This window comes from Rohdeia mirabilis, assembly GCA_007750655.1.
In the GTDB taxonomy this organism is placed as follows: domain Bacteria; phylum Planctomycetota; class UBA1135; order UBA1135.
Window position 1 is genome coordinate 1,360,513 of record CP036290.1, and the last position, 17,166, is coordinate 1,377,678.

The following is a 17,166-nucleotide window of genomic DNA, read 5'->3' on the forward strand; positions in this document are numbered from 1 at the left end:
CATTCTACGGGGTCCTCGGGGACCGACCTGCGAGCCGCGCGGCGACGGCCGGGCCGGCGAGACCGCTCGGGCTCCCAAGCCTAGCCCGCCGCCGCTCAGGGGGCGGCCGGTACGACCAGGAACGGAGCGTCCTCGGCGGTCTCCACGCCCTCGAACTCGGTCGCGAAACGTGCTTCGAGCTCGCCCATGCAGGTCCCGATGCGTGCCTCGAACGGGACCAGCGGGCGCCACCCGCGATCGATCGCCAACACCCGCCCGTCGTCGTGGAGCGCGTGCGCCGTCCGCATCACGCGCTCGACGAGTGCCGTCGTCGATCCATCCGCCGCGATCAGCGCCTCGAGGTCGATCGCCAGGTTGTACTCGAGCAGTTCGTCGTCGCGACCCGAGAGCGTCTGGCGCGACAGGTCGACCGAGAGCACGTACCCGCCGTCGGGCAGGTGCGCCGAAGCGAGTTCGAACCGCGCGCGACCTACGTCGGCCAGCGCGGCGCGTTCGGGTCCGTGGATCGTCCCGACGCCGAGCCACAGACCGGCGGCGGCGACCACACCGACCAGCGCCGCACCGACGACACCGAGCGAGCGTCCACGCGCGAAGGTCGAACCCGCAGCCGTCGCGACGAGCACCAGCGGTCCGGCGAAGTAGCCACCCGACGTCGGGACGGCGAACCACGCGAAGGCGAGCAGCAGCGGCAGCGCGCTCGCACCCAACGCGAGTGCTTCGCGACCCGGTCGGCGGAACAGGGCGACGCCGACGAGAGCGAGGATCGGGAACCAGGGACGCACGATCTCGTCCATCAGGAACTCGAGGTCGAAGTCCGAGTGGAACTCGCTCAACAGCCACATGCTGCCACCCAGCGAGCCTCCCTGGACGGCGAACGGGTACAGCGCGTTCAGCCATTCGCCCGCGAGCGCGCCGACACCGGCGACGACGGTGGCGGGCAGGGCCGCGCGCCAACCCGAGCGCACCGCTCCGACGAGCGGAACGGCGAGGAGGAGTCCGATGTTGCTGCGGTGCGCGGCGACGGCGAACGCGCACGCGGCCGCCAGGAGCACGAGGTCCGTCGTCGACTCGCGCAGCGCTCGGTCGCGTCGGCGCGCGAGCACCCACACCAGAAGGCCCGCCCCGAGCATCTGGACCGCGTGCACCTCGACGCGACTCCCGTTCACCCACCAACCCGGGCTCGCCGCCAGCGCGATCAGCGCCAAACACCCCGAACCGCCGAGATCCCGAGCAGCTCGGTGGACGAACCACAGCGCGAGAACGGCGGACACCGCGGAGGCGATCTGCAGCGCTCGCAAGGCGCCGACGCCGGGCACGACCTGGTCGAAGAACCACCCCATGGGCAGGTACGCCGCGTGGTACCAGACCGTCGGCCAGCCGTTCGCGTAGGCCAGCCGGTCCACCAGCGCGGGCCCGTCCTCGTCCAGCGCCGTCGGTGCCGCGGCCAGCAGCACCGCGAGCAGCACGAGGGCGACGGAGCCGGCGAGTCGTCGAAGGCGTTGGCGGTGCACGGAGCGAGCGAAGTGGGCGTGGTGAGCGACGGACGACGCCCGCGGTCGAGGGCCGTCGGCGATCAGCCGAGCAACCCGTGCACCACCTTCCCACCCACGTCGGTCAGACGGAAGTCGCGGCCCTGGTGGCGCCAGGTGAGCTTCTCGTGATCGAGGCCGAGCTGGTGCAGCACCGTGGCCTGGACGTCGTGCACGTGCACGGGGTTCTCGACCACGTCCCAACCCCACTCGTCCGTGGCGCCGTAGCGCACACCGCCCTTCACGCCGCCACCTGCCATCAGGATCGGCCCGGCCAGTGAGTGGTGGTCGCGCCCGTACTCGTCGAAGTCGAGTCCCTGGCAGTGGGGGGTGCGGCCGAACTCACCGCAGACGACGACGAGCGTGTCGTCCAGGAGTCCGCGTTGGTCGAGATCCGCGATGAGCGCGCCGAGCGGACGGTCGATCTGCTCGGTCTTGCGCGGCAGTCGCGACGGAATACCGCCGTGCAGGTCCCAGCCGCCGTCGACGAGCATCGTGAAGCGCGTGCCGCGTTCGACCAGCCGGCGCGCCAGGAGGCAGTTGTTCGCGAACGAACCACGGGCCGGGTCCGCGCCGTAGGCCGCGAGCGTCGCTTCGGACTCCGACGCGAGGTCGGTCAGCTCGGGGACGCTGGTCTGCATGCGCGCGGCCATCTCGTACGACTCGATGCGTGTGCGGACCTCGGGATCGCCGGTGCGTTCGGCCTCCGCCTCGTTCAAGCCGCGGATCGCGTCGAGGATCTTCGAACGCGCCGACCGCGCCAGTCCGTGCGGGCGCTCGAGGTCGAGCACGGGCGTCGCGCCGGAGCGGAACTTCACGCCCTGGTACTTGCCCGGCAGGAAGCCCGAGTGCCACAGGCGCGGCTGCACCGGCGTGTCGGCGCGCGGATTCGACGACAGGACGGTGAAGGCCGGGATGTTCTCGTTCTCCGTGCCGAGCGCGTACGAGACCCAGGCGCCCCACGAAGGGCGACCGAGCAGCGGCGTGCCCGACATCAGCGTCGAGATGGCCGACTCGTGCAGCACGTGGTCGGTCTGCTGGGTCGTGATGACCGTGAGCTTGTCGGCCACCGCGCCGATGTGGGGGATCAGCTCGCTCAGGCGCAGGCCCGACTCGCCGTACGAGCGGAAGTTCCACTTGGGCGCGACGACGGGGAACGCGCCGCGGGTCTCGGTCGCGTCGAGCACGCTGCGGTTCTTCAGGATCGACGGCGGGATCTCCTCGCCCTGGCGTTGGCGCAGGATCGGCTTCTCGTCGAACAGGTCGAGCTGCGAGAAGCCTCCGTTCATGAACACGAGGACCACGCGCTTGGCCGCGGCCCGGCCGAGGCGCGCGGTGGCCAGCGGATCGTCCAGCCCCTCGGCCAGAGCGATGCGCCCGAGCATCGAGCTGAGACCGAAGGCGCCGACGCCGGAGGCACCGAGCCCGAGGAAGCCACGGCGGGAGAGGTTCGCGTCGAACTCGGACGCGGGTGAATCGGGGTGCTGCATGTGGGTCGTCGGGCTCAGCCCCGGTTGATGGTCGCGTCGAGGTTGAGGAGGGCGTTGGCCACGGCGGCCCAGGCGGCGAGTTCGGTGGGGGCGAGTTCGCCGTCCACCTCGGCGTCGCCGATCGCGAGGAAGGCCGTGGCGCGCTCTTCCTCGTCCTCGAAAGCCGCGCGTTGGTCGGCGAGGAGCCCCGTCAGGATTCCCAGCTCGAACTCCGTCGGTTGGCGCGACGTGCAGAGCCTGAAGCCGAACGCGAGTCGCGCCGCGTCGTCGTCCGCGCCCTCGAACATGCGCTGACCCAGCATCTTCGCCGCTTCGACGTAGACCGGGTTGTTGAGCAGGACCAGGGCCTGCAGCGGCGTGTTCGTGGACGGGCGCACGACGGTGCACGTCTCGCCCTTGGCCGCGTCGAACGTCAGCATCGACGCGTAGGGCGCACGACGCTTCCAATAGACGTAGAGGCTGCGACGGTACTGCTCGGGCCCGGTGTCCCTGCGGTAGCGCTCGCCGCCGGAGACCTCCTGCCACAGGCCCGGCGCCTGGTACGGCTTCACGCTCGGTCCGCCGAGTTCCTCGACCAACAGGCCGCTGACGGACAGCGCGTTGTCGCGGACCATCTCGGCGTCGAGGCGCTGACGCGGGCCGCGCGACAGGAGGCGGTTGTCGGGATCGGCTTCGAGGCGCGCGGCGTCGACGACCGTGGACTGGCGGTAGGTCGCCGAGAGCACGATGCGCCGCTGCAGGGCCTTGCGGTCCCAGCCGCTCTCGACGAACTCGACGGCCAGCGTGTCGAGCAGCTCGGGATGACTCGGTAGCGCGCCACGGATCCCGAAGTCGTCGGGGGTCGAGACGAGCCCGGTGCCGAAGTGCAGCTGCCAGATGCGGTTCACGGCGACGCGCGCGGTGAGCGGGTGCTCGCCGTCGACGAGCCACCGGGCCAGTCCGAGTCGGTTCCGCGGCGCCGACTTGGAGAGCGGAGGGAGGATCGACGGGACGCGCGCGCCGACGAGCTTGCCGGGCTTGCGCCAGTCGCCGCGCATGAAGACGTGCGTCTCGCGGGGTTCGTCGCGATCCGCCATGACCATCGTCTGGGGCATCTTGCGCTCGAGCGACTTCAACTCGTCCTCGAGCCGTTCGCGTTCACGGACGAGCGCCCGACCGATGGTCGAGACGTTCTCGCGGTAGTAGCTGCGCAGGTTCTTCGCGCGTTGCTCGTCGGTCGTGCGTTCGCTGTCGGCGAGCGGAACGCCCTTCGGAGCCAGCGGCTCGTCCCGGTGTTCGTTCCAGGCGTCCTCGTCGGGCAGGGCCGCGCCGAAGGGGCCGACTTCTGCGCGTGCGAGCGTGCCGCCCGGGACGCCGCGACGCAGTGCCGTGACGATCTCGTGATCGACGACGTCGTCGCCCTCGGGCGTCACGTCGAACGTCAGCGTCGCACCGGACGGACCGCCGCGACCGCGACCGCCGCCCGGGCCGAAGAACATCCCGCCTCCGTCTGCCGGAGCTCCGCCGCGTCCTGCGCGGCCTTCGCTCTTCGGCGCCGCCTGGAAGACGACCTTCACGAGCAGTTCGTTGGTTCCGGCACGGAAGCCGAGCCGCACCGTGCGGTCGCCGGTCTCGTCCGCGCTGCTGCCGCCGCCGAAGAAGTCCTCGAAGTCGAAGTCCTCGAAGTCGAAGTCCTCGAAGTCGAAGTCTTCGTCGTCGCCGTTCGCTCCGGGCTCGCCCGGCGGGTCCTGCGCGACGGGTGCCGGAGGCTTCGGTGCGTCGGCGAAGACCTCTTCGCCGTTGAGCCACACGCGCACGCCGTCGGGACCGTCGAGGCGCAGCGTGGCGGTGCGCGCGCGCGTCGTCTCGATCGTGCGCACCAGGTACCAAGCCGCGTTCTGCTTCTCGTCCGCGAGCTTCGCACTGCGACCGTCGACCCAGGTACCGCGCTCCTCCCAGCCCAGTCGGCGCGGCTCGCGTTCGGGCGCTTCGGTCTTCGGCTCCGGGTCGAACGGCTCGTCCCGGGCGTCCGCGCGAGCGTCGTCGGCGCCGTCGGGGGTCGCGCGCTCGGGGGCGGTCGCCGGGTCCTGGTCGAGCGGCGCGCCGAGGAGCAGCACTGCGCCGCGCGCGACGTCGGGCTCCGGCGCGAGCTGCTTCTTCTTCGCCTTCGCAGGATCCTTCCTTTCGGCGGGCATCTCGGGTTTCGCCGCCGGTGCAGGCGAGTCCTCGCCCCGCTCCTCGTCGTCGTCCGCTTCGTCGCCCGTCACAGGGCCCTTCTTCACCGCCTTCTCCCCGGGCGCGTCGCGCTCCTCGCGCGGCAGGACGGGCTGGTCGTACTTCGCGAGGCGCGGCACGGGTCCGTCGCCGATCGCCTCCTCGAGTTCGAACTCCGTCGCGAACGCCGCTGCCGCGCTGGCTGCGGGGAACGGACCGATCGAACTCCACAGCTGCGGCGCGAAGGGCAGGAGTTGGTCGCGGATGCGCTCGTCCTCGCAGATCGACAGGCGGAAGCGGCCGATGAGGCTGCGCGTGCCATCCGTCTGTTCCAGCGTGACTTTGAGGATCGACGCGTCGTTGAGGTCGAGCGGTTCGAGCGGGATCAGCACCACTTCGTGCGCCTCGCCCAGAGCGTCACCGACGAGGCGCCATCCGTTGCGGCGCCGGAAGCGATCACCATCGTCGTCGTCCTCGGACGGGTAGACGATCGCACCCGAGAGGTCGCCCGGCTGGGGGTCGAACTCGCTCGCGTTCGGGTCGCGCTCCTGGGTGAGATCGGCTTGGGCCGCGGCCAGGTAGACGAGCTTCGCAGCCTCACCGTCGTTGAGGTTGGTCTCGTGCAGCTCGAACGTCGTGAGAGAGAACTGTCCGTTCTGGTCGCGACCCGTGAAGCCGTTCGCGTCCTCGCTGGGCAGGACCTCGAGGCGCAACGCGTGCACCGTGCGACGACCGGGCGCGAGGACCAGGTCGTAGGTGTCGGCGACCGGCGTCGGTCCGTGGGCGAGGACCGAGCCGTCCTCCTCGAGTCGCAGGCGCGCGCCGTTGTGCGACAGCATCCCGACCGGCTCGACCGGCGTCCACTCGACCGGATCGCCGACCAGGCGCAGCACCTTGTTCTCCCACTCGCGCTGGGCCGCGTCGAGCAAGGGATCGTTCGCCTCGAGCCGTGCTTCCAGGAGGTCGACGCGTCGCAAGAGGTCCTCATAGAGCGGCTCCTGGTCCGGATCGGGCACGCGCAGGTGCGGGCGCGGGCTCCCGAAGTCGATGTCGCGCTCGGCCACGTCGTTGAAGAACGCGTAGAACGAGTAGAAGTCCTCCTGACTGACCGGGTCGTACTTGTGGTCGTGGCACTGGGCGCACGCGACCGTCAGACCCATGAACGTCGTCGCCGTCGTGTGCACACGGTCCAGCACGTACTGGGTGCGGTACTCGTCCAACTCGGCGGGACTGTCGGAGTCGGTGGGGTGGTTGCGGTTGAAGCCCGTCGCGACCAGCTGATCGACGCTCGGAGTGGGCAACAGGTCGCCGGCCAGTTGCTCGACCACGAACTCGTCGTAGGGCTTGTTCTCGTTGAAGGCCTCGATCACCCAGTCGCGCCACTTCCACATCGTGCGCGACGTGTCGAACTGGAAGCCGCTGGTGTCGGCGTAGCGCGCGAGGTCGAGCCAGTCGACCGCCATCCGCTCGCCGTAGCGCGACGACGCGAGCAGGCGGTCGACGACTTTCTCGTAGGCCTCGTCGCTCGCATCGGCGAGGAAGGCGTCGAGCTCCTGCGGCGTCGGCGGCAGCCCGGTCAGGTCGAACGACACGCGCCGCAGCCAGGCCGTGCGCGACGACTCTTCGGTGGGGGCGAGACCCGCGGCCTCGAGACGCTCGAGCACGAACGCGTCCATGGGATCCGCGACCCAGTCCGCGTCCTGGACCTGCGGTACCGCGTGTGCGCGCGGCGGGACGAACGACCAGTGCTGCGGCCACTCGGCGCCCTCCTCGATCCAGCGGCGCAGGATCTCCTTCTGCGCGTCGTCGAGCGGGTCGTCGTGCTCGACAGGCGGCATCGGATCGGTCGCGTCGAAGATGCGCGCGACGAGCGACGAGGCTTCGGGGTCGCCCGCCACCACGGGGGCGAACGGATCGTCCGCGTTCACGACGAGCTCGCGCAGGTCGAGGCGCAGGTCAGCCTGGCGCGTCGCTTCGTCCGGTCCGTGGCAGACGAAGCAGTGCTGCGCGAGGATCGGCTGCACGTCGTCGACGAAGTCCACGCGGTCGGTGACCGAGCGCTCGACGAGTGGAGCGGATGCAGCTGTCGCGGCGTCGTCGTCGGCTGCGGACCGGGCCAACGAGTGCGCGAGCACCGCCGATCCCAACGGAGCGATCAGGAACAGAGCGGGAACGGGCAGACCGAAGATCGAACAGCGCATGGTGGGGAGGGGCTCGTGGCGTGCGAAACCGGATCGAAGGTAGCACGAGGCTTCGGGGGCCGCTCCGAGCCGCGTTCCGGCCATCTCGCAGTGGTGCGCTTCCTGGGCTGGACCGTCGCGTGGGTGGCCGTGGGGACTTCGACGTCCGCTGGCACTCGGGCGGCGAACCCCGCGTGCGATGCCGTTCCTGCTCGGGCTTTCGATCGTCGCGGGCGTCGGCCTGCTCCGGCTCTCGACCGGCGGTGGCACCGTCGGGACGTCGTACCGTGCGGATCCGGCAGCGTACGAGGGAGCACCCGCTCCGCCCGCGTCCCTTCCCGTCTCGGTCACGGCGCCGCGGAGCAGCGCTTCGGCGCGACTCGCCAGCACTCGAGGCGTTCGCCGCAGGAACGGTCCACGCCGGCGCCGTGGACGCGGGCTCGACCGCATCGCCGTCGTTCCGCTACGTCGCGTGCGGACTTTTCTTGCGAGCGAGCTTCCGCCCGCGTGGGAGCGCGCCCTGGAGCAGCTGAACGGGTCACAGCCTCGCCCGTAGCCGCACCGTCGACCGCGCTACCATGCGGCGATGGAACCCAAGACTTGGATCGTCACCGGCGCGAACCGCGGTATCGGTCTCGAATTCGTTCGCCAGCTCCAGGCCCGCGGCGAGGACGTGATCGCGACGGCGCGCGACCCCGAAGCGGCGACCGAGCTGTGCGAACTCGGCGTGCGCGTCGAACAGCTCGACGTCGCGGACCCCGTGTCGGTGGCCGGCTTCGCCGCGTTGCTCGAGGGCGAGAGCGTGGACGTGCTGCTCAACAACGCCGGCGCGATGGAGCGCGCGGGCGACCTCGGATCGATCGACTACGACCTGATGCGTCGCCAGTTCGACGTGAACACGCTCGGCCCGCTGCGCATGGTCGAGGCCGCACTGCCCGCGCTGCGACTCGGCGGTCGCAAGCTGATCGCGACGTTGACGAGCAAGATGGGCTCGATCACCGACAACACGTCCGGCGGGTCCTACGCCTACCGCACCAGCAAGACGGCGCTCAACATGGTCAACCGCTCGGTCTCCGTGGACCTCGCGGGCGAAGGCTTCACCTGCGTCGTGCTGCACCCCGGCTGGGCCCAGACGGCGATGGGGGGCGAGAACGCGCCGCTCGACGTGGCGGCGAGCGTGACCGGGATGTTGAAGGTGCTCGACGGTGCCGACGCCGGCCACAACGGGCGTTTCTTCAACTACGACGGCGAGGAGTTGCCGTGGTAGGTCCGCGCGCCGCAGGCCTGCGCGCGTGGATCGCCGCGGCGGTCCTGTGCACGGTCGTCGCGAGCTGTTCGACGCTACAGGTCTCGCACGACTACGACCCCGGCGCGGACTTCGCGGCGCTGTCGACCTACGCCTGGGCCGAGGCGTCCGACGATCCCACGCGCGATCGCCTGATGGAGCGGCGCGCGATCGAACACGCGAACCGGGTCCTGGCGGAGAAGGGCTTCGTCCTCGTCGCCACGGGCCCGGACTTCCTGATCGCCGTGCACGACGACGTGCGTCAGAAGCTGCGCGTGACGGACCTGGGCTTCGACGGCTACGCCTTCGGGCCCTACTGGAGCGCGTACGGTTCGCGGCGTCTCGACGTCACCGAGTACGACGAAGGTCTGTTGATCCTCGACGTGATCGAGCCCGGGACGCAGAACCTGATCTGGCGCGGCGTCGCGCGTCGACCCACGGACGAGCGCGCCACGCCGACCGAGCGCGACGCCCGCGTGGGTGAAGCCGTCGAAGCGCTGCTCGCGCCGTTCCCCCCGGGAGTTCGGAAAGGCGATTGAGCGCTGGCGAGACATCGGTCGCGACATCGGTCGCGACATCGGTCGCGGCATCGACGCGCGGCCCGGTCCTACGCGTCGCGCGCACGGGGGCGCACGCGCTCCTGGTCGGCGGGGTCCTGGCGTCGCTGTTCGCGTGGTCGGCGTCGTTCTTCTGGCTCGGCGAGATCGGCGCGAGCTTGGCCTGGTACCTGGGCTTCGTGCTGTTCGCCGCGGCGCTGTTCGCTCTGGCCGTTTCGGCACGGTTCGCGTCGGTCGCGCTGCTCCTGCTCGGGCTCGCGCACGCGGGTCCCGAACTGTGGCTCTTCGTTCCCGACGGGCGCGCGGGTCCGGCGCCGGACGCGGGCGGCGACACGCTCGTCCTGGCGAGCTGCAACCTGTTGTTCGGCAACCCCGACCACGAGGGCCTGCGCGAGTTGCTCGCGCACGAGGAGCCTGACGTGGTCGTGTGCACGGAGGTCTCGCGGTCCTGGAAGCGCACGCTCGACGGTCTCGATGCCTATCCCCACCGCTTCTACTCGCCGCCGCCCGAGACCTGGAACCGCGAGACCTGGGGGACGGCGATCCTGTCGCGGCGGCCCTTCGCACGGACCGCGCTCGTCCCCGTGCCGTCGGGCGCTTCCCGACCGATCATGGAGGCGGTCGTCCCGTTGGACGATCACGCCGTGACCGTGCGCGGCGCGCACCCGATGCGCCCCGGCAAGCCCTGGCGACTGGCGCTGCGCGACGAGGTGCTCGCGGTGCTCGGCGAACTCGAGTGGGACGCGTTCGGCGTCGTCGCCGGCGATCTGAACGTGACCAGCACGTCGCCGCGCTTTCGCGCTCTGCTCCGGGAGAGCGGGCTGCGCGACTCGCGACTGGGGTTCGGACGACAGCCCACCTTCGCCCTTCTCGATCCGCGCCTGGGTCCCTGGGTGGCGATCGACCACGTGGCGGTGGGGGACGGCCTGCGGGTCGAGGAGCGCCGCACGGTGGTCCTGGGTGGGAGCGACCACCGCGCCGTCGTCGTCCGCCTGGGGCTCGCGGCGCGGTGATGGGCCCGGTGCCGCGGCGCCGCCGTCCGTTCCGGGGTCGGAACGAGGACTCGAACCGGCACCCCGCGAGGCCTTCCGAGGGCGCGTCGACACGACGATCGAGAGCCCAGGGGCTGCACCGGCCGGGATCGGCTCCTAAAAGAGGACCTCGGGGGCGACTTTCGACCGATTGTGGGCCGACGACCCACCGCCCCGGGCCTCCGGTCCGATAGGGTGGTCGCGCGCTGAGCCCACCCCAGGTGCGGCTCGCACCGGACCCTGACGGTCGAGGACCCTCGGCCGGCAACCGATAGACACTTCATGGATGCATCGAACACGGCCCTGAGGCCCTCCGACGGGCCTGCGGGCCAGGCGCCCGACGCCAAGCGGCCCATCGACTGGGTCAACCTGACCACCATCGCCGTGGTCCACCTGCTCGGCGCCGCCGGCATCTGGTGGGTCGCGGCCGTCCAGTTCTCCTGGGCCACCGTCGGCCTGGCGATCTTCTGGTACCTGATGTGCGGCTTCGCGATCACGGGCGGCTACCACCGTCTGTTCGCGCACAAGGCGTACAAGGCCAACTGGCTGCTGACGGCCATCCACCTGTTCTTCGGCGCCGCTTCGGTCCAGAACACCGCGCTCAAGTGGTCCGCGGACCACCGCGTCCACCACGCGCACTCGGACACCGACAAGGATCCGTACAGCGTCACCAAGGGCTTCTGGTGGGCCCACATCGGTTGGGTCCTGCGCGGCGGCCGCGAGGTCGATCTCGGTCTGGTCAAGGACCTCGAGAAGAACGCGCTCGTGCGCTTCCAGCACCGCCACTACATCCTCCTGGCCGTCCTGTCCGGCGCGGTCGTGCCGATGCTCATCGGCCTCGCCTGGGGCGATCCGATCGGCGCGCTCCTGTTCGCCGGCTTCACGCGCCTGGTCCTCCAGTGGCACGCGACCTTCTCGGTCAACTCGTTCGCGCACCTCATCGGATCGCGTCCGTACGACCCCGAGTCGACCGCGCGCGACAGTTGGATCGTGGCCCTGATGACCTTCGGCGAGGGCTACCACAACTACCACCACAAGTTCCCTTCGGACTATCGCAACGGCGTGCGCTGGTGGCAGTTCGACCCGACCAAGTGGGTGGTGTGGAGCTTCTCCAAGGTCGGCATCACGTCCGACCTGCGCCGCGCGGTGAACGCCGAGAAGTACAAGCTCGCGACCGCACTCAAGAAGGCCCAGGAAGCCGCCGCCGCCGCCGCCGCGAACGCGTCCGCCACGGCATCGGCCGCTTCGGCCGCCGCCAGCGAAGCAGCGTCCAACGCGGCGCGCGCCGCCAAGGCCGCGACGTCGGCGCCCGCCCCGGGCCCGTCCCTCTAGACGCACCGCCCGTTCGGTGCAGCGCCGTCCGCTCTCGCTGGACGGCCCGACGAAACTGCGAGCTCACGCCCTGAACGGGTGGGAGCTCGCTCGACCATCATCTCCCCTGGGTCGCACACGCGGCCCGACGGCGCTCAACAGGGTCCCTGCTCGGTCGATGTCCGACCGGCGGGAGCCGCGCCGCCATACGAATTCGTTCCCGTCGCTGTTGTGTGGGTCCGAGTGCTCGGTCTGGGTCGCCTCGATGTCTCGAGGTCGATCACGAGTGCCGGGCGAACCTGCCCCCACATCAACATTGATGACGAAGAATTCCACGGACGGTCGCCAAGCGACCGGCTTCGCCCGTTTCGACCTACCCAGTCAGCTGATGCGCGCCGTCGAGGCCGCCGGCTACACGAGCCCGCGCCCGATCCAGGAGCAAGGCCTGCCCGCCGCGCTCGAAGGGCGCGACGTGCTCGGCCTCGCCCAGACCGGCACCGGCAAGACGGCGGCCTTCGTGCTGCCGATCCTCGATCGACTGATCCGCACCAAGCCGAAGGGCAAGGGCGGTCCGCGCGCGCTGGTCGTCGCGCCGACGCGTGAACTCGCGGCCCAGGTGCACTCCGAGTTCGAGTCCCTCGGACGCTTCACGCAGATCACCGCGACGCCCGTCTTCGGCGGCGTGCCGATCGCGCGCCAGGAGCGTGCACTGCGCGGGAAGATGGACGTGGTCGTGGCCTGCCCCGGCCGCTTGCTCGACCTCTACGGCCAGGGCGCGGTGCGCCTCGACGGCGTCGAAGTGCTCGTGCTCGACGAGGCCGACCACATGTTCGACATGGGCTTCCTGCCCGACCTGCGCCGCATCCTGAAGGCCTTGCCGCCGCGCCGTCAGAACCTCCTGTTCTCGGCCACGATGCCGCGCGAGATCCGCAAGCTCGCCGACACGATCCTGCACAACCCCAAGGTCGTCGAACTGTCCCAGACCAAGCCGGCCGAGACGATCGCGCACGGTCTGTACCCGCTCGACGAGAACGACAAGATCGGCGCGCTCGACGCGATCCTGGCCTCCAAGGAGTTCAAGTCGGCGATCGTGTTCACGCGCACCAAGCGTCGCGCCAAGCAGCTCGCCCAGCACCTCGACCTGCGCAAGCACCGCGCCATCGCGCTACAGGGCAACATGTCCCAACCCCAACGCGTGCGCGCGATGGAGGGCTTCCGCTCCGGCACCTACGACATCCTCGTCGCGACCGACATCGCGGCGCGCGGGCTCGACATCGCCGGCGTCAGCCACGTCATCAACTTCGACGTGCCGAACACGCCCGAGGCCTACACGCACCGCATCGGCCGCACCGGCCGTTCCGAGTGCACCGGCACCGCGTACACCTTCGTCACCTACGAGGACAAGGACCAGGTGCGTGCGATCGAGAAGCGCCTCGGTGCGCCGATCGAACGCCACGACGTGCGTGAGCTCGGACCGATCGAGAGCACGAAGCTGCGCGCGCTCAAGCCCGCAGGTGGTGGCCCCGTTCGCGGCCAAGGTGGCCAGGGCGGGCGCGGCGGACGCGGAGCGAGCGGCGGTCGCGGACCCGGCGTCGGAGCGCGTTCGGGCGGTGGCGGTGGTCGCGGCGGATCGAGTCGCGGCCCCGGCGCTTCCGGACCGGGCCGTTCGAGCGGCGGTGGTTTCGCCGGCGGCTCGTCGCGGGGACGCAGTGGTTCGAAGCCCGCGGGTTCGTCGGCGGGCGGTCGCTCGCGGCGCGGCCCGTCGGGCGGTAGCAGCTCCGGCGGCGGCTCGTCGTTCGGCGCCGGCGTCGATCGCTGAGCCGCTGAACGAGCGCGCGACGAGGGCGGCTCAGCCGTCCTCGTCGGTGCGCTGCGGCACCGGTTCGTCGGACGAGTCGACGGAGCCCGGTTCGGCGCCGAACGTGACGCTGTCGAGCAACGCGTCGAACTCCAGCTCGATCGCGGGATCGTCCGTCCCCGAGAACTCGGTGCACGAGAGCACGACGTAGTCCTCACCGCGCGCGAATCCGAGCTGGTGGAAGTTGGCGCGCGTCCCCTGGACGCTGGCGGAGTAGCGCAGTCGGAACGCGGGCCCGCGCGGGTCGTCGACCGTCTCGGCCACTTCGACCTCGATGTCCTGGAACGTGCTCTCGAGGAACTCGAGCGTCACATCCATGACGGCGCGGCGGTCGAGTCCGTCACCGGGTGCGAGCGAGACGTTGAAGTTGATGGAGGGCGTCCCGCGCACGAGCACCAGGCGCACCGCGGCCATCGGCGTCTTCGGTTCGACCTGCCACTGTTCCGTGGGCAGCGTCAGCGAGAGATCCAGGTCGCGGACGAACACGGTTCGGCCGTCCACGACGATGCGGCCCGCTTCGATGGCCGCCAACGCCTCGTCCTCCAGTTGGCGCGTGACGCGTCCGTCCCCGCGGCCCTTCTTCGTGTCGCGCTCGTCGTGGACGAGGGGCGCTGCGAGCGCGTGGTCGACCGCGAACCGCGACGCCTCGAGCCTCGTGTCCTCGTCGCCTTCGACGTTCAGACCCACCGCGAGTGCGACGCGCTTGCCGTCGCGGCCGGACCATGTGACGCCTGCGTCGCGCCGGGTGGACGCCGGTCGATCGTCGTGCCAGTAGGCGTCGGCCTCGAGGCCGAGCACCTGCGCCAGTGCAGAGTGGGCGGCGCGCGCGTCACTGGCGCTGTCCCAGACCGACGACCAGATCAACGCGCGCTCGTCCCCGCGACCGAGCAGCAGGTAGCGGTCGCCGTCCCAGCCGAAGCTCGCGCGGACGACGGTCTCGTCGTCGAGCGCGGACGCGAACAGCTCGCGCAGCGTCAGTTCGCCCAGCGTGTCGCTCGCGAGCACGGACCAACCGGCCAGTTCGAGGACCGGCGGGAGCTCGAGATCGATCGCCGTCGGCCAGTCGCGCTCGTCGAGGTACTTCGTGCGGTGCAGCACCTGTTCGGTGGACGCGGGCGGGTCGGCGAAGGCCGCGTCGACGCGTTCCCAACCGCCCGCGAGCACCAGGTCGTGCACGAGACCCGCGCCGGTGCCGTAGCTGAACGCGAGGAAGGCCGGGTCGGCGAGCGCTCCGGTGTCGATCGACGAGAGCGTCGTCGAGAGTTCGATCTGGTCCGTGACCCGCTTCTCGAGGCCGGGCGGGAACTCGGCCAGCGACGAACCGCCGAGCGACAGCATCCAGTCCATCGCGGTGGCCACGGCGTCGCCCTCCATCAGCGCGCCGCGGGCCAACCGCGCGTCGTGCGAGGGCAGCGCACGTCCGCAGAAGTCCGTGAGCCCGACGGCGCGATCCTGCAGTGCGTGCTGCACCTCGTGGGCGAGGATCTCGCGCCGCAGCGCGTCGCCTCCGTTCAGGCGGTAGAGCGGATGGTCGAACTCGTCGGGCACCAGGATCGTGCCGCGCGTCGGGCTGTAGAGGCCGAACACGTTGCCGACCAGTCCGTCCAACAGCGCGTCGAGGAGATCGCCGTCGAACTCGGGCGGGAGGATGCCGAACGAGCGGTAGGCGTCGCGCATGTGTTCGAAGTGCCCCTGCGGGTGCAGTTCGACGAGTTGCGTGCGCAGTGCAGCGCGGAACGGCTCGGGATCGAGGAGTTCGACGGGCACGGGCGCGGTGAGTTCGCGTCCGCGGCGTTCGGCGACCTGGGCCGCGAGCTCGGCCAGCTCGGCCCGGACGGCGGCGAGTCGCTCGGCCCGCGCCCCGTCCTGTTCCGCTGTCGCATCCTGCTGCACCGGCTGGTGCGTGGACGTGTTCGCCTCGGAGGGGACGAGCGTGAGTGCGGCGGCGAGGACGGGGAGCGCGAGGTGCATGGGACGCGGGAGCTGGGTGGGGCGAGCGGACCTAGGATCTCCCGCATGCTACGCGCCACACTCATCGCCGTCGCCGCGGGTTCGACGCTCGCCGCCGCCGCTCCGTCCGCACCCGCTCGGACCGACACCGCGCCGCCCACCTCTGCGCGCACCGCACCGACGCTCCCCAACGTCGTCCTGATCTACGGCGACGACGTCGGGTGGGGGGACCTCGGCGCCTACGGCAGCGAACTGATCCCCACGCCCAACCTCGACCGACTCTGTGCGCAGGGGCTGCGCTTCACCGACGCGCACTGTGCGGCGGCCACGTGCACGCCGTCGAGGTTCGCACTGTTGACGGGCGTCCACGGCTTCCGCTCGGGCGTGCGCGTGCTGGCGCCCGACGCACCGCTGACGATCGATCCGGACGCGTTCACGCTCGGCGACCTGTTCCAGCGCGCGGGGTACGCGACGGCGGTCGTCGGCAAGTGGCATCTGGGTCTCGGCGCCGTGGGCGAGCGCGTCGACTGGAACGGCGACGTCGCTCCAGGGCCGCTGGACCTGGGCTTCGACCACTCGTTCCTGCTGCCGTCCACGAACGACCGCGTGCCGTGCGTGTACCTGGACGGCACGCGCGTTGTCGGTCTCGATCCGAGCGATCCACTGTTCGTGGGATCGAAGCCCGACGGCGTCGAGTGCACGGTGTACCCGGACGGCCGCGCGACGCCGGAGGCGATGACGTACTACGGCGTCACGCACGGGCACGACCACTCGGTCATCAACGGGATCGGTCGCATCGGCACGCAGTTCGGCGGCAGCCACGCCCTGTGGGACGACGAGACCATGGCGGACGAGTTCGTCGCGCGCGCGAGTCGCTGGGTCCGAGCGCGCGAGCCCGAACAGCCGTTCTTCCTGTACTTCTCGTCGCAGGACATCCACGTGCCGCGCACCCCGCACCCGCGCTTTCGGGGCCGTACCGAGTTGGGCTACCGCGGCGACGCGATGGTGGCGCTCGACTGGGCGGTGGGGGAGCTGTTGACCGTGCTCGAGCGCGAGGGACTGGCCGAGGACACGCTCGTGATCTTCACCAGCGACAACGGTCCTGTCTACGACGACGGCTACGTGGACGGCACGGTCGTGCGCACGTCGACGGCGGAGGTGGACCAGGGCCACGACGGTTCGGGCCCGTGGCGCGGCGGCAAGTACCAGATCTACGAGGGCGGGACGCGCGTGCCGTTCGTCGTGCGTTGGCCCGGCCGCGTCGAGCCGGGCGTGTCGGACGCGCTCGTGACGCAGACCGACTTCCTGGCGTCGTTCGCGGCGCTGCTCGGTGTCGAGGTGCCCGCGGGCGAGGCGCGCGACAGCCGCGATCACCTCGCAGCGTTGCTCGGCCGCGATCCGGTCGGCGCGCCGTTCGTCGTCGAGGAGGCCGGCCGACTCGCGTTGCGGCGTGGCGCGTGGAAGTTCGTCGCCCCGCGCCCCGGGGTCGAATCGGGCTACGCCGGTGCCGAGCTCTACGACCTCGCGAACGATCCGGGCGAGACCGTGAACCTGATCGCGCGTCGGCCGATCGTCGCCGGCGAGCTGCGCGCCCTGCTCACGCGCGTCGTCGCGAGCGAGGGTGGGATCCGCGGACTCGGAGAGTGAGCGCCGCGCGTCGAGGGGCGACCGACCGGCGGGGAGTCACTCCGAGCACCACCGCGTTCGACGCGTTCGCGACGAGCGAACGTCGATTCCAGCGGTGGATGCGGCGTGCGGTTCGGCGTCGTCCGAGCCGGTCGC

10 protein-coding genes are annotated in these 17,166 nt (G+C 71.0%); 6 read left to right on the forward strand and 4 right to left on the reverse strand.

Annotated features, from left to right (window positions below):
* Positions 1–95 precede the first annotated feature (95 nt).
* The 3 genes from Pla163_RS05070 to Pla163_RS18755 form a co-directional block, all read right to left on the reverse strand.
* Positions 96–1,511 (reverse strand): protein O-mannosyl-transferase family, encoded by a 1,416-nt coding sequence (locus Pla163_RS05070; protein WP_145184552.1) that lies wholly within the window; start codon positions 1,509–1,511, stop codon positions 96–98.
* Positions 1,512–1,573: 62 nt separating this feature from the next.
* Positions 1,574–3,019: a DUF1501 domain-containing protein gene (locus Pla163_RS05075; RefSeq protein ID WP_145184555.1), complete on the reverse strand. Its 1,446-nt coding sequence runs from the start codon at positions 3,017–3,019 to the stop codon at positions 1,574–1,576.
* Between the two features lie 14 nt (positions 3,020–3,033).
* Positions 3,034–7,413, reverse strand: coding sequence for a PSD1 and planctomycete cytochrome C domain-containing protein (locus tag Pla163_RS18755; RefSeq protein ID WP_419186337.1), 4,380 nt, complete (start codon positions 7,411–7,413; stop codon positions 3,034–3,036).
* A gap of 565 nt (positions 7,414–7,978) precedes the next feature.
* On the opposite strand from Pla163_RS18755, the gene Pla163_RS05095 reads away from it, so the two are divergent.
* The 5 genes from Pla163_RS05095 (at position 7,979) to Pla163_RS05115 (ending at position 13,395) form a co-directional block, all read left to right on the forward strand.
* Positions 7,979–8,659, forward strand: a complete 681-nt coding sequence (locus Pla163_RS05095; RefSeq protein WP_145184557.1) for an SDR family oxidoreductase — start codon at positions 7,979–7,981, stop codon at positions 8,657–8,659.
* Positions 8,653–9,216 carry a DUF4136 domain-containing protein gene (locus Pla163_RS05100; RefSeq protein WP_145184561.1) on the forward strand — a complete coding sequence of 188 codons (564 nt, stop codon included), beginning with the start codon at positions 8,653–8,655 and terminating at the stop codon, positions 9,214–9,216. The genes Pla163_RS05095 and Pla163_RS05100 overlap by 7 nt, the downstream gene beginning before the upstream one ends.
* The gene (locus Pla163_RS05105) at positions 9,213–10,247 is read left to right on the forward strand and encodes an endonuclease/exonuclease/phosphatase family protein (RefSeq protein ID WP_145184564.1); all 1,035 of its coding nucleotides are present in this window, start codon (positions 9,213–9,215) and stop codon (positions 10,245–10,247) included. Before Pla163_RS05100 ends, Pla163_RS05105 begins: the two co-directional genes overlap by 4 nt.
* 300 nt (positions 10,248–10,547) lie before the next feature.
* Entirely contained in the window at positions 10,548–11,597 is a 1,050-nt protein-coding gene (locus Pla163_RS05110) for an acyl-CoA desaturase (RefSeq protein ID WP_145184567.1), read from the forward strand.
* A 298-nt stretch (positions 11,598–11,895) separates the two neighbouring features.
* On the forward strand, positions 11,896–13,395 hold the full coding sequence (locus Pla163_RS05115; protein ID WP_419186338.1) for a DEAD/DEAH box helicase: 1,500 nt from the start codon (positions 11,896–11,898) through the stop codon (positions 13,393–13,395).
* Between the two features lie 30 nt (positions 13,396–13,425).
* On the opposite strand, the gene Pla163_RS05120 is transcribed toward Pla163_RS05115, so the two are convergent.
* Positions 13,426–15,405 (reverse strand): hypothetical protein, encoded by a 1,980-nt coding sequence (locus Pla163_RS05120; RefSeq protein ID WP_145184570.1) that lies wholly within the window; start codon positions 15,403–15,405, stop codon positions 13,426–13,428.
* 45 nt (positions 15,406–15,450) lie between these two features.
* On the opposite strand from Pla163_RS05120, the gene Pla163_RS05125 reads away from it, so the two are divergent.
* On the forward strand, positions 15,451–17,031 hold the full coding sequence (locus Pla163_RS05125) for a sulfatase family protein (protein ID WP_145184573.1): 1,581 nt from the start codon (positions 15,451–15,453) through the stop codon (positions 17,029–17,031).
* Positions 17,032–17,166: the final 135 nt, after the last annotated feature.